Source organism: Acidobacteriota bacterium (genome assembly GCA_030949985.1).
Taxonomy (GTDB): domain Bacteria; phylum Acidobacteriota; class Polarisedimenticolia; order J045; family J045; genus JALTMS01.
Map to the genome: position 1 here is coordinate 67229 of JAUZRX010000006.1, position 13757 is coordinate 80985.

The 13757-nt window shown below is 71.3% G+C and carries 9 protein-coding genes and 1 pseudogene; 3 read left to right on the top strand and 7 right to left on the bottom strand.

Annotated features, from left to right (window positions below):
* Positions 1-84: 84 nt before the first annotated feature.
* A complete protein-coding gene (locus tag Q9Q40_01130; protein ID MDQ7005815.1) occupies positions 85-1011 on the bottom strand; it encodes an HNH endonuclease in 927 nt (308 codons plus the stop codon).
* Between the two features lie 116 nt (positions 1012-1127).
* On the opposite strand from Q9Q40_01130, the gene Q9Q40_01135 reads away from it, so the two are divergent.
* Positions 1128-2768: a glycosyltransferase family 39 protein gene (locus Q9Q40_01135; GenBank protein MDQ7005816.1), complete on the top strand. Its 1641-nt coding sequence runs from the start codon at positions 1128-1130 to the stop codon at positions 2766-2768.
* Here Q9Q40_01135 and Q9Q40_01140 read toward each other — a convergent pair.
* Positions 2730-4733: a sulfatase-like hydrolase/transferase gene (locus tag Q9Q40_01140; GenBank protein ID MDQ7005817.1), complete on the bottom strand. Its 2004-nt coding sequence runs from the start codon at positions 4731-4733 to the stop codon at positions 2730-2732. The genes Q9Q40_01135 and Q9Q40_01140 overlap by 39 nt on opposite strands.
* Positions 4734-4881: 148 nt before the next feature.
* Positions 4882-8238, bottom strand: coding sequence for a proprotein convertase P-domain-containing protein (locus Q9Q40_01145; GenBank protein MDQ7005818.1), 3357 nt, complete (start codon positions 8236-8238; stop codon positions 4882-4884).
* A gap of 391 nt (positions 8239-8629) precedes the next feature.
* Here Q9Q40_01145 and murJ point away from each other — a divergent pair, with 391 nt between their 5' ends.
* Positions 8630-10267 (top strand): murein biosynthesis integral membrane protein MurJ, encoded by a 1638-nt coding sequence (murJ, locus tag Q9Q40_01150; GenBank protein ID MDQ7005819.1) that lies wholly within the window; start codon positions 8630-8632, stop codon positions 10265-10267.
* The gene (locus tag Q9Q40_01155; protein ID MDQ7005820.1) at positions 10264-10926 is read left to right on the top strand and encodes a hypothetical protein; all 663 of its coding nucleotides are present in this window, start codon (positions 10264-10266) and stop codon (positions 10924-10926) included. The genes murJ and Q9Q40_01155 overlap by 4 nt, the downstream gene beginning before the upstream one ends.
* Positions 10927-11336: 410 nt before the next feature.
* On the opposite strand, the pseudogene nikR reads toward Q9Q40_01155, so the two are convergent.
* The 4 genes and pseudogenes from nikR to Q9Q40_01175 form a co-directional block, all read right to left on the bottom strand.
* Positions 11337-11768, bottom strand: a pseudogene (gene nikR / locus Q9Q40_01160) (nickel-responsive transcriptional regulator NikR).
* Between the two features lie 4 nt (positions 11769-11772).
* Complete coding sequence (locus Q9Q40_01165) at positions 11773-12555, bottom strand: ABC transporter ATP-binding protein (GenBank protein MDQ7005821.1); 783 nt, start codon at positions 12553-12555, stop codon at positions 11773-11775.
* Entirely contained in the window at positions 12542-13099 is a 558-nt protein-coding gene (locus Q9Q40_01170; protein MDQ7005822.1) for an ABC transporter permease, read from the bottom strand. The genes Q9Q40_01165 and Q9Q40_01170 overlap by 14 nt, the downstream gene beginning before the upstream one ends.
* Positions 13096-13743 (bottom strand): energy-coupling factor ABC transporter permease, encoded by a 648-nt coding sequence (locus Q9Q40_01175; protein MDQ7005823.1) that lies wholly within the window; start codon positions 13741-13743, stop codon positions 13096-13098. The genes Q9Q40_01170 and Q9Q40_01175 overlap by 4 nt, the downstream gene beginning before the upstream one ends.
* Positions 13744-13757 lie beyond the last annotated feature (14 nt).

Below are 13757 nucleotides of genomic sequence, written 5' to 3' on the forward strand. Positions count from 1 at the left end.
AGCAAACGCCGGCCGGCCCCGGGTACCGGGAAAACCGGGTCGAAAGCCCCCGGGGAGAAGCAAGAGTGGCGCCGGGGGGGGCGGCTAGCCCACCTTGCGAAACTTCTCGTAGCGTATTTCGAGCAGGCGGCTGTCCGGTCGGTACTGTTCGGCCCGGGGAACCGATATGCGCCGGTGGTGCATCTCCTTCAGGCCATGGAGGAGCATCGGGCCGTCGGATTCCTCGAGGACGTCGGGTCGCACCTCCACGATGTGGTCCGGTCGGATCCCGATGAAGTAGTTGTCGAAGGCGGCGTGGTGCAGCTTGCACAGGGCCAGGCCGTTGGAAACGCGGGCGACACCCCGGTCGTCGGAGTCCGGGACGATATGGGCGGCATCGAGCAACTGGTCGTGGCGCAGCCGGCACAGGGCGCAGGTGTGCCGGTACGCCTCGAGGACGCGCTCGCGAAACGTGCGTTGATGCAAACGTTGCCTGACGCTGCGCGTTGCATAGCGGCGGCGAATCGTCTCCGCATCGCTTCCCCGGGTCCAGTCCACGGAGAAGATCTGCGGGATCGAACCGACCGCGGGCTGCTCGTCGAAGGCGATGACCACGCGCCTGTGCGGGGGGTCGTCCTCGACGACGTACACCGGCCAGGCTGCCAGGTACCGTCCTTTCAGCACGCCATGCAGGTAGACGAGAGGCGTCCGCTGTTCGAAGGCCTTGCGGAGTCCTTTGTTGTCGCGGTGGTTGGGGTCGCTGCCGCAGTAGTGGTATATCAAAAAGCCGTCGTCAGTCAGCTCGTCTTTGTAGGGGTTCCCCGGGCTGGTGGTGATCGACAAAGGGACTTCCGGGATGATGGCGGGTTTCCAGATGCCCCTCTGGCTGATCAGCGGAATGCTGCGTCCCCCGAACTCGAAACCGGCGCGCAGCGCCTGCCAGGAAAGCAGTCGCTCGGGATCTGCGTTCTGACGGGCCAGCCAGTTGAAGGCCGCCAGGCGGATCTGTGTGTCGAGGGTGGACGGGGGCATCCTTCCTCCGGGCACCCCGGATCGTGGGGGAAGCCTGCGGGATTGTCGAGGGGCGCCGGGATCGTCGTCAAGGGGCGGCGCACGGGGAGCACGACGGCGCGTTAGAATCCTCCACCGTGAATACGCGACCCTCCTCGAGCCCTCCCCCCGGCCCCACCACCGCCCTGCCGCGCCTGGCCTTCGTCGTCGCGGCGCTGGGGGTGGTCGGTGTTTTCCTGTTTCTCCAGTGGTTGCGCTACGGCGAGCCCCTGGGGCTCGACCAGGGGCTGTTCGCCTGCTTCGGCCGCTGGGGCCTCGAAGGATGGCTGCCCTATCGGGACATCTGGGACCAGAAGCCGCCGGGGCTGACCCACGTCTACGCCCTGGCCTTCGCCCTCTTCGGTGTGCGGGTGCCGGCGGTGTGGCTGCTCGAGGGCCTCGTGCTGGCGGCCGAGAGCCTGCTGGCCTTCGCCCTGGCGCGGCGGCTGTGGGGGCGTTGGGCGGGGTTGATCGCCGCCCTGCTGCTGCCGACCGGACTGTGGGCGCCCCAGTGGCAGGGCTACTGGTCGAGGGCCCAGGGGGAGCTGTGGCTCGCCCTGCCCGTGCTCGGAGCCGCCTGGCTGAGCCTGGACGCGGGCGAGCGCGCCTCCCGCGCCCTGTGGGTGGGCGTGCTGATCGGCGTGGCGGGCCAGTTCAAGATGCCCGCCCTGGCGCTGGCTGCCATCTGGCCCTGGCTGTGGCTCGAGCCCCGGCAGCCGATGGCGTGGGTCCGGCGGGGCCTTCTGCTCGCTGCGGGGATGGTGCTGGCCTGGGTCCCCGCCTTCGTCTACTTCGCCCTGCGAGGCGGGGTGGGGGAGTTCTACGAGGCGGTGTTCGTCTTCCCGCGGGTCTTCCACCACGTCACCGCGGAGTTCCGCAACTGGGGCCACGTGATCGCCTGGGTTCCCCGAGGAGTGTGGTTCGGAATTCCCACGGCGGTGGTCGGCGCGGGGCTGTGCCTGCTCAGGCTGGCCCGGGGGCGGGATCGCCTGCTGGCCTGGGTGCTGCCCTGGCTGCTGCTGCCGGTGGTGGTGGTGATCATCCAGGGGCAGATGGCCAACTACCACTACCTGCTGACCGTGCCCGCCTTCGCGGTGGCGGCGGGGGGCGGGATCGCCTGGCTCGGCGAGTCCTTCGGCGCGGGCGGCCGCCGCCGCGTCCTGGCCGCCGCCGGCCTGCTGCTGCTGGTCGTGGTGGCCGCCGGCGAGCTGGGCCGCTGGACCGGCGACCCCCAGCTCCAGGCGGCCTGGGCCTACCGCACGGGCGCCATCGGTCGCGATGCTTACCTGCGCCGGATCGCGCAGGGCAGCTTCGAGCCCGCGCTCGAAGAGCAGGTCGCCCGGGTGGTGGCCCGGGCCAGCGCGCCGGGCGAGTCGCTGCTGGTCTGGGGCCTGGGACCGGGAATCTACTTCCTCGCCGACCGCCATCCGGTCACCCGCTATCCCTTCCACCATCTCTTTCTCACCGGCGAGCGGCTCTCGGTGGCCATCGGCGGACTCGAGCAGCGGCGGCGGGAGTTTCTCGAACGGTTCGACCGGGATCCACCGGGGGTGATCCTGGTTGGCCGAGGCGACCTCAACCCCTTCGAGGGGGAGGACTCCTACGCCCAGATGATCAAGTTCGACCCTCTCCGCCGGCGGGTGCAGGCCGACTACCGCGTGGACCGGGAGGTGGGCCGCTGGCTGGTCTACCGCCGCGGCTCAGCGCAGGCGGGCCAGGGCGCCGCGGATCGCCGCTGAGCCCTTGCCGTAGGCCGGCAACGATTCGAGCAGGCGCCGGGCCCGGCGGGTCTCGCCGCTGGCATTGGCGAAAGTGACCAGGGCATCGAGGGCCTTGCGGTCGCTGCCGCGCAAGGCCAGCGCCCGGGCGAAGGCCTCGAGAGCCCCCCCCGCGTTGCCGACCGCTCCCCGGGCCCGGCCGAGCTGGGTCCAGGCCTGCGGGTCCCCCGGGTGCCGATCGACGTGCCGCTCGAGGCGCTCGAGGGCCCTCGGCGCCCGACCCAGGTCGATCTCGCAGCGGGCCAGTTCCGCCACGGCTCCCACCGCCTCCGGGTAGGCGCCGGCGAAGCGGGCCCACAGGGCGCAGGCCTCCTCCGCGCGTCGTCGGGCCTCGAGGAAAGCCGCGTAGAAGCGGTGACCGAGGAGGAAGGAGGGGTGGTCCCGGACCAGTTCCCGGTAGGTGGCGTCGGCGGCGGCAGGGTCGTCCACGTTTTCGAGGGCCAGAGCCAGTTTGAGCTGGTACTGGGGGTTGCCCGGATCGTCGCGGTTGAGCCGCCGGAGCATGCGTACCGCGGCGGGGGCCTGGCCGGCGAGGATCAGGTGCTGGGCGCGGATCAGCACCTGGTAGTCGACCAGGTTGTCCACCGGGTTGCGCCCGGTGACGGGAGGCAACGGGTCGTCCGGGGGAGCGGCGGCGCCCCCGGCGGCATAGCCCAGGCTTTCGAGACGGGCCATGTCCTCGGCCTCGAGCTGGCCGCCGCTGCCCAGGGCGCTTTGGATCCGTTCGGCCCGCAGCCGCCTGCGCTGCATCTCCTCGAGGGTGGTCCGCATCCGGGCCGTCCGCTCGGGATGCTCGGCGGCCAGGTTGTGGCGCTCGGCGGGGTCGGTGGCCAGGTCGTAGAGTTCTTCCCGGGGAGCGGCGATGTAGACCCAGTCGCCCTGGCGCAGGCCGTAGAGGGGTGACCAGCCCAGCTCCTCGTGCGCATAGATCGACTCGGTGTAGAGGGGGCGGTCGGCGCTCGGCGGATCGGCGAGCAGGTCACGGCCCTCGAAGTCCTCCCCGGGGGTGACATCCAGCAGGCCGAGCAGGGTGGGGGCCAGGTCGGTGGTGCTGACGCCGCCCTCGATCACCGAGCCGGCGGTGATGCGACCGGGAGCGCGGATCAGCAGCGGGACCCGGATCGTCGCCTCGTAGAGCAGCATGCCGTGCTCTTCCTCGCCGTGCTCGCCGAGGGACTCGCCGTGGTCGGCCACCAGGGCGGTGACCGTGTGGGGCGCGGCGGGAGAGGCGGCCAGGGCGTCGAGCAGTCGACCCACCTGGGCGTCGGTGAAGGCCACCTCGCCCGCGTAGGGGTCGGTGGGGTGGGCCGAGCGGTGGGGTTCCGGCGCTTCGTAGGGAGAGTGCGGATCGAAGAGATGGACCCAGACGAAGAACGGTTGCGAGCCGTGGGCCTCGATCCAGCGCAGGGCGCGATCGACCACCTCGTCGCCCGGGCGCTGGGAGCGGGGTCGACCCTGAGCGTCGACGCCCAGGTCGTCGTCGAACAGCTCGAAGCCGTGGTCCAGGCCGAAATCCCGTGAAGCGGTGTAGGCGGCGACGAAGGCGGCGGTGCGCCGCCCCCGGGCGCCGAGGATCGTGGCCAGGGTGGGCACGTCCCCGGGCAGGCGATAGCGGTAGTTGTTGCGCACCCCGTGGGCCAGCGGGCCGAGGCCGCTGAGAATCGTGGCGTGGGAGGGGGCGGTGATCGGTACGGTGGTCCAGGCCCGGCGGGCCAGCAGACCCTCGGCGGCGAGGGTGTCGATGCGGGGTGTGGGAACCGGCGTCCGGGGGTCGTAGCAGCCGAGGTGGTCGGCCCTGAGGGTGTCGACGGTGATCAGCAGCAGCGAGTCGAGGCCCGCGCGGGGCGGGGCGCTCGAGCAGGATGCTCCCATCAGCGCGAGCAGTATCGCCGGCAACGCTGCCGGCAGCCATCGCGGGTATGCCATCGGGCCTCCTCGGCTCTGCCGCCCCGGGGGGGGCGGTGTCGCTGGTTGTACCCCGCCCGCGATGGCCAGGCAACGGGGCCCGCCGGTGATGGGGCCTGGGGGGCGGCCGGGCGCCGCCGCTTTCAGGCCGCGGGCGGGAGCCCTCCGGTCAGGGGCCTTCCCAGTTGCAGGTGTTGGTGCCGCGCACCACGTAGTGGCGGATGCTCCCGGCCCGGCCGCCGGCCGCTCCGCTCAGGGTCAGGGTCGTGCCGCCGCTGGTCTGGCCGACGAGTGCCGGTGTGTCGAGCCGGGCGTCGTCGTCGGCGAGCAGGTTGTAGCCATCGGCGTCTGCGGCCATCTGCCAGTCGAACACCAGGTCGGCGCCGGCCTTCTCGACGGTCATCGTCGGCGGTACGGCGCCGGGGATCACGTCGGAGCAGGAGAACGCGGCGCAGTCGAAGGGTTCGTCGACCGTGGCGTGGATCGTCCAACTGCGCAGGGTGCTGCCGGTGGGGAACGGTCCGGGAACGACGTCCTGGATCGACAGGGTCCAGGTCCCCTCGAGCGGCTCCCCGTCGAAATCGCTCATCACCCCGGGCCCGTCCGGCTGCCGGTCGCGATCGTAGCGCGTGTCGAGACCGCCCGATGTCTGGTTCTTCAGGCGTACGGTGGTGCCGGCGGGAGAACTGACCTCGACGATCAGGTCACTCGAACGGATGGCGCTGATGTCGATCGAGACGTCCAGGTCGGTGACCGTGCGCACGTCGTCGATGGTGATCGTCGAGATCACCGGCTCGGTGGTCTGGTTGGGAATGTTCGTGTCCTGGTCGTTGAGGTAGTCCCGTACGAAGACTCCCATGCCGATGTCGAAGAGATCGGTGTGGAGCGGTACGTCGAGGGCCTGTGAATCGAGGGCGAAGCCCAGCACGTCACCGCATACCGCATCGGGGAGCACGGTGAGCCGGAAGTGGGGAGCCAGGGACTCCTGCACCTCCGTCTGGAGAATGTCCGGCCAGGTGGTGTCCGGTGTCAGCACGCGCACCACGCGGGGGTCGAGGGTGCGCAGTCCACCGTTGACCTCGAGGGCATCCGCCGCACCGTAGTTGAACAGGGAAGTCGGCAGCGTGATCGTCTCGCCGGGCTCGAGCCGGCCGTCGCCGTCGCCGTTGGCCCCGGAATCGTCGACACGGTGAGCGTTGAGGATCAGCTTGGCGGTCTCGGGGATGCGCACGCAATTGGAAACCGGGCCGCTGCATGCGGGATTGGCGGCGTTGGGTCGCACGCGGTAGTTGACGATGAAATCCTCGGAAACGTTGTCGTCGAAGAACGATGTCGCCGGCGCGTCGACGGTGGCGATGTTCACCGCCTGGGCATCGCAGCCCAGGTCGCCCCGAAAGACCGTGTAGGTGGCGGCCTCGGGCACGGTGTCCCAGGTCAACTCGACACCGCCGCCGGAGGGAGAGGCGGCGAGTTGCGGCGCGGCGAGGGTGGGGCAGGAGCTGAAGTTCTGGTTTTGCGGATCGCCGGCGGTGCCGCATGCGATGGCGTGACGATCGAAAGCCGCGAACAGTGCCGCCGCGTGGGGAGTTCCGTTGGACAGGTCGCCGTCGTCGTCGTCGGCGACCCGCATCTGCTGGTACCAGCTCGAAGAGCCGCAGGAGTCGGAGTCGGGAAGCGAGCAATTGTAGATGTCACCGCCCGAGCCGGTGCGGGTTTCGTACCAGAGCTTCTCGGCGAGTTGCCAGGCGCTGGCCGGATCCAGGCCCATGGCGGGCAGGTCCCGCGTCGCCAGGTCGAAGATCGACTCGCTGATCGGGTGGGACTCACAGTGGACCTGGCGTCCACAGGGGCCGTCGCCGCTTCCGCAGCGCGGGTCGACGAAGCCCGCGGGGGTCGCCGGCTCACCCGCCTGGCGGCGTGCCCAGTCCATTTCGCGTACGCCGGTGCAGTCGAGGCAGGTGTCTCCGAAACCACTGCACGTGCGCCCGTCGACGTAGAAACCGGGCCCGATGCAGCTGTCGTGGCTCCAGAAGATCGCGACCACATCGGCGTAGGCCTCCGACGGGTTGTCGAAACCACCGCCGTCGTTGTCGTCCATGCCGTGTCCCCATTCGTGGACCAGCACGCCGAGGTTCTCACCCGTGTTGCCGCAGCCGTTGCCGGCCCGGAACATGTTGATCTGGCCGCTGTAGGAGGCGTTGCAGGTGTTGTTGACGTTGGTGTTGACCGTCAGCACGCCCTGGAGCCAGGCGCTGTCGGGCATGTAGGCCCGCGCCGCCTGCTTGGCGCGGTTGATGTCGTAGAACGCCGTGCGGGCGGCGCTGGTGTTGCCGGCGCTCGCCGCGGGTTGCACGGCGCAGTTCTCGCCCGCCCGTTGGCCGAGGTCGAGCCCCTCACCGCAGACGGCGGTCCGGCTGATGGGTCCGCACGCATCGTCGATGCGCACGTAGCGGCCGTCGAGGCTCGTCGTCACCGGAGCCAGGTCGCTGTTGCAGGAGTAGACCCCGAAATCGTCGGTGAACACGGTGGGTTGCCCGTCCTCGCTCAGGTCGGCGAAGGGGAGCGGGTGGGGGAAGTCACAGCCTCCGGTCGCGCAATCACCATTGCCCATCCGGGGGAAGACCCCGCCGCGTACGGAGGCGTAATGGGCCGCGTCGTAAAACGCCAGTACCTCGCCGCTGTGGGCGTCGATCTCGCCGACCCACAGGGGGGCCTCGCCCGCGACGCGGAACGACAGGCGCCAGATCAGTCGGTGGATCAGTCCCTCGCCCCGCGCCCCCCGCCAGGGTGTGGGAGACGACTCCATGCGCGGATCGAGAGCGAGCAGCGTCAGCTCCGGAGGGTCGGCCGGCAGGCGAGCGTCACGGTCGTCGCCGCCGAGGTAGGCGTCGAGAATCGTTTGCGCCTCGGCGGCGTCGATGCGGGGCACGCCATCGACGGTGGCGCGGGCCCAGCGGTGGGTGCCGAAGGCGACCAGGTTGCCCGCGGCGACGTGGAAGTCGAGGCGCGCGTTGGAGACAGGCACGCCATCGACGACTTGCCTGAAGACCAGTTGGTACACGCCGGGGCGCCGCATGGCCGAGGCCTGGCGGTCGAGTTCGATCCGGTCGTTCCAATCGCCGAGCAGCGTCCGGTGGTCGCTGAGGAACTCCCGGGCCAGACGCTCGAGGCGCTCGAGGGTGACCGGCCCGTCGGCTGGCAGGGTGTTGCCGGCTCCCGGGACCCAGGCGATGCCGCGTCCTTCGGCGAGGGCGGGCAGGGCGCTGCGCGGGTCGAGGTAGATCTTCCAGGTGCCGTCCTGCCCGGCGATGAACTCCTCCCAGCCGCGGCGCAGGGCATCGGCGGCGGGGAGCTGATCGACGGCCATGGGGCGGATCGCCACCGCGCCACCGAGGCGGGGTTTGAGGGCGCCGTCGTAGCGCGCCAGGTGTTCGCGTGGCTGCACCGCCGACGCGGGCAGGACGAGGCTGAGGATCCAGGCGCACACCCACAGCGTGCGCAGAGTGCTTGTCTGCTTTGCAGTCACGTCATGACCTCCGGGACTTCGGCGCCCGATTTCCGGCAGGGCCGGCGGGGGGATGGTGGCATCGGTGTACGCCGATGCGTCCAGGGAAGCGATCACGATCGTGTCAAAGATCGGCCGGGAGGCGGGATGGCGGCCGGGATCGGCGGACGGCGGGAAGGCCCGGATCGCCGGGGTCTCCGCCAGGCGGGACGGCCGGCGGCGACGCCGTGCGGGGTGCGCTGCCAAGCGGTGACCGGGCCCCGGCGCTGGGCGGGTTTCGGCTTCCGCGCGGGGATGCCGGCACCCTCGAGTCCCCTTGGGAGGTGGAGCTTGCGGCTGGTTTCTCTGCCCTGATAGGCTCACTCGCCGGTGCCGGCGGGCGGACTGCCGGTGGCGCGGAAACGGGCGGCGGATGACGGCGGAAGAGCGCAGGGAAGATCGGCCCGCGGGCGGGAGTCGTGCCGCCATCGTGGCGGCGGGCATTTTCGCCAGTCGCCTGGCGGGCTTGATCCGCGACCGGGCGCTGGCCCACTTCTTCGGTGTCGGCGGCTACGCGGACGTGTTCCGCACCGCCCTGCGCGGCCCCAACGTGCTGCAGAACCTGCTGGGTGAGGGCACCATTTCGGCGGCTTTCATCCCCGTCTACTCGCGGCTGATCGAGCAGGGACGGCGGGAGGAGGCGGGACGGTTGGCGGGGGCCGTGTTCTCGCTTTTGCTGGTGCTGGCCGCGGTCCTTTCCCTGGCCGGGATCCTGTTCGCCCGGCCCATCGTCTCGATCTTTGCCCCGGGCTTCCTGCTCGATGTGGCCACACCCGGCGCCGTCGACCGCTTCGCCCTGGCGGTCGAGGCCGTGCGGATCATCTTCCCCATGACCGGCGTGCTGGTGCTCTCCGCCTGGGCCCTGGGGGTGCTCAACTCCCACCGTCGTTTCCTCGTGCCCTACCTGGCGCCGGTGTTGTGGAATGTCTCGATCATCGCCGCCCTGGTGGCCGTTTCCCGGGGCGCCTGGCAGCCCGAGTCGCTGCTGCTGGCCGCCTGCTGGGGCGCGCTGGCCGGGGGCGCGCTGCAGTTCCTCGTACAGCTTCCTTTCGTGGCCGGGGTGCTGCGGGGCTTCCGGCCGTCGCTCTCCCTGGGGGTCGGCGGCGTGCGGGAGGTGCTGCGGGCGGTGGGGCCGGTCATCGCCGGGCGGGGGGTCTACCAGCTCTCGGCCTACCTGGACCTGGCCCTGGCCTCTCTACTCGCGGCGGGGGCGGTGGCGGCCATGGGCTGGGCGGCGACGCTCTACCTGCTGCCGGTGAGCCTGTTCGGCATGTCCGTGGCGGCGGCGGAATTGCCGGAACTCTCCCGCCGGGCCGATGGTGGTGACGGTTATCTTCCGCGTCTGCGCCGCAGCCTCGAGCAGATGGCCTTCGCCGTGGTGCCCACCTCGGTGGGCTACCTGGCCTTCGGCTGGTTGATCGTGGGAGCGATCTATCGCTCGGGACGCTTCACCCTGGCCGACAACGCCCTGGTGGCCCTGGTGCTGGCGGGTTACACCCTGGGCCTGGTGGCAACCACCTGGTCCCGGCTGCTGCAAAACGCTTTTTTCGCCCTGGGTGAGACGGTGGTGCCGGCCAAGATCGCCGGGTTGCGGGTGGGCGTCTCGGCCCTTGTGGCGGTGCCGGCGATGCTGGCCCTCGATCGCCACGGCATGGCGGAGATCTTCGGGGGGGCGGCCGCCGGCAGTGACCTGCGCCTCGGGGCGCTGGGGCTGGCCCTGGGATCCGCGGCGGGGGCCTGGGTGGAGCTGGCCGCCCTGCGCCGCCGCCTGGCGGCCCGGGTGGGGGGACACTTCCTGCCCCTGGGCCGGGCCCTGGCCCTGGCGGTGGTGGCCGCGGGAGCCGCGGCCCCGGCGGCGCTGACCTGGTGGCTTCTGGCGGGAGGTCCCGTGCTGCTGGTCGCGCCGGCGGTGGTCGGCCTCTACGCTGCGTTGTACTTGGCGGCCTGCCCGGCGCTGGGCCTGGGCAGCCTGCGCCAGTGGCTGGGCCGGGTGGAGCGAGGCAGGCGATGAGCGGCAAGCAGGTGGTCTTCGGGTTGGGGACGGGGCGCTGCGGGACGGTGACCCTGGCCGGGTTGCTCGACGCCCAGGCCGACGCCGCCGTCGGCCACGAGCGGCCGGGGGCGGCGCTGCGCTGGAGCGGGGGAGAGGCGGCGCTCGACGCGCTGCTCGAAGAGCTGGGGGCGTCGCCCCGTCGCCTGGTGGGTGACGTGGGTTTCTACTACCTGCCCTACGTCGAGCGCATCACCCGGCGCTTTCCGGGCGTGCGTTTCGTGGGGCTGCGGCGGGACCGGGCGGCGACGGTGGCTTCCTACCTGCACAAGGCCGGGCCGCGCAACCACTGGATCCGCCACGACGGCCGCCGCTGGCAGGCCGACTGCTGGGACGACTGCTACCCCAAGTACGAGGCGGAGAGCCTGGAGCAGGCCCTGGAGATGTACTGGGACGACTACTACCGGCGCTTCGAACACTGGCGGCAGCAGCGCCCGGAGGCCTTCCGTCTCTTCGAACTCGACGACCTCAACCAGGAAGCCGGGCAGCGGGCGATCCTGGACTTCGTCGGCATTCCCCGCGACGAGCAGGTGCTCGACGTAGGCCTGCGTCTCAACGACCGCAGCGTGACCCGGGTCCGCCGCCCCTCGCTGTTCCGCCGTCTTTTTCGCCGGCCTTGACAGATCCACCGGATCGGTCAGGTCGGTCAGGCGTGGGCTGTTCGCAGACTCTCTTCCCGCCGGCCGAGCCCAAGCGGCCATGCGTTCGATCGGCTGGATCGACGGGCCCTGGAGCGATTTGAGCGGTTTCGCGCCGATACGCCTGGATGTGGCCTTGCGGCCGACCTTCAAACCCGGTCACTGGGCTCGCCGTCTCTGGGACGTTGGGAGTCGACGGCTTCGGGGTCGGTCCCGCGCGCCTGTTTCATCAGCCGCACCTACGTGTTCGCCGATGGGGGGGGGGCGTTTCGTCCTGCCATTGTGTCACGGCGGGAGGATCCGCGTTTCCTGTTGGCCGGACGCTCTTTGAGGATGGCGGGGGCGTGCTCTTGAGGGCTGGCCGTGCCGCGCCGAGGGGCGTTCAGATTCCCCAGGGGGGCGGTGCGGGTCAGGCGCGCGAAATGAACCCCCCGCAGGCCGCCGATCTCGAGAGAGATCTGCTCGATCTCCGCCGGCCGTCCCCGCAGCACGATGCACTCCAGGCAATTGTGGTGATCGAGATGGATATGGGTCGCGCAGTGGACGTGGGCGCCGTGGGCGTGCTGGATCTCCACCAGCTTGTCGGCCAGGTCCCGCTGGTGATGGTCGTAGCCGATGGTCAGCACGCCGCAGACCTCTTCCTCGCCCCGGGCCCAGGCGTCGTCGATCATCCTTTCCCGGATCAGGTCCCGCACCAGCTCGGAGCGCGAGGCGTAGCCCCGGCGGACCACCCGCCGGTCCAGTTCGGCCAGCAGGGAGGCCGGCAGGGAGACGGAAAAGCGGATCGTCTGCTCCTTCGAATCGGAGGTCGGGCTGTCCTGCATGGCTCTAGCTCCAGTCATGGATGTGGAAGTGGCGGTGGGTCCGGCCGCCGTGACGGTGGCGGTGACTGTGGGCCAGGTTGGCTCGCACCAGCAATTTCGCGTCGCCCAGCAGCTCTTCGGTAGGCCCGTCCCAGAGCAACCGGTGGTCCTCTCCCAGCACGAGGGCCCGGTTGCCGAGTTCCGGGGCCAGGCTCAGGGAGTGGGTGGCGATCACCGTGGTCAGGCCCAGTTCGTCGAGGAAATCCACCAGCCATCCCGTCGAGCGGGGGTCGAGGCTGGCCGTCGGCTCGTCGAGCAGCAGCAACCGGGGCCCGACGGCGAGGATCGCCGCCAGGCAGACCTTTTGCTGCTCGCCGGCGGACAACTCCCAGGGTGAGCGTTCGAGGAGGTCGGTCACGCCGGTGACCGAGGCCCAGCGTTCGACGGTTTCGCGGACTTCCTGCTCGGACCGGCGTCGCTGGCGGGGCGCGAAGGCGATCTCGTCGAAGACAGAGGGGTGGAAGAGCATCGCCTCGGGGTTCTGGAAGGCGAGCACCACCTCGGAACGAAAGCGGCGGGCGAAGGGGCTGCGTCGCAGCCCCGCGGCCGTGACCTCCACGCCGTCGTAGCAGTAGCGGCCCGCGGAGGGAAAGAGCAGGCCGTCGAGCAGGCGCAGGAGGGTGGTCTTGCCGCTGCCGTTGGCCCCCAGCACCACCAGCCGCTCTCCTTCCGTGACGCAAAGGTCGACGTCCCGCAGCGCCGTCCGCCCCGGCGCGGCGCAGGCGGTGATCGCTTCAAGTCGGATCATCGAAGAATCCTCGCGAGCGCATGGCGTCGGTGGTCTGCTCGGCCCGGGCCAGGGAGCGCTCGAGCACGGTGGCGGCCTGGGCCGCGGCGTGGCGCCAGAGCAGGGTCCTTCCGGCGGGTCGAAGCAGCCGCGAGGTCAGCGCGGCCCGCATCTCGCCGTGCAGCCGTCGCAGCACCAGCCACTGGGACCAGGCGGCGGTGAGCAGGAAGGTCAGGGTAGGGGAGAAGGCCACCGCGCGCAGGGGGTCGACCCGCAGGAGCCAAACCTGGGTCAGCACGGCGATCAGCAGCACCCGCACGGCCACGAGGGTGATCACAGGCCAGGGGCTGCCGCCGGCGAGGCGCCGGGCGATCCACCAGCCGCCGCCCACCGCCAGCACCACGGGGCCCACCGCGAGCGCCGCTCGCGCCAGCACCCGCGGGGCGCGACGCCCCGCCGCGAGCAGGGCTCCGGCGGCGGCGGCGGCCAGCAGCCACGGGTCGTGGATCAGCGTGGCGCCCACTACCGCCAGGGCCCACAGGGCGAACAGCAGGCGTGGCTTCACGGCAACGCTCCAGGCGCGCGCTCCTGGAACGCGCGCCAGGCCAGCACCGTCAGCACACCTTCCGCGGCCCCCACCACCAGGTGCGGCAGCAGCATGGCGGGAAGGGTGACCTCCAGGCCGAAGGGGAAGAACAGGGGCGTACCGTCGGGGCGATGGGCCAGGGCGGGTTGGATGCCCAGGGCCACGGCCACCACCCCGGCGGCGGCGAGGGTGCCGCCGGCGCCGGCGAGAAAGAGGGCCGTGCGGGGCAGACGGCGGCCGAGCAGCCGGTGAAGTCCCGTGGCCACCGACCCCCCCACCAGTCCCAGCGCCAGCGCTCCGAGGGGGAGGGCGGTGATGCCCCCCTGGCCGAGCACCAGGGCCTGGATCAGGAAGACCAGGGAAAGACTGACGAACGTCGCCGCGGGGCCGAAGACCGTGGCCAGCAAACCCACGCCGCTGGCGTGGACACTGGTACCCCCGGGCAGGGGAAGGGCGATGGAAGACAGGGCGAAGGCCACGGCGGTGGCGGCGGCGAGGCGAGGCAGGGTGCGTTCGTCCAGCCGCCGTCGCAGTCTGCGCAGGGCAACGCCCCACGCGGGCAGCAGCGTCGCCCACAGGGGCAGGTAGAAGCGCGGCGCGAGAAAGCCGTCGGGGACGTGCACCGGCGCACCTAGCT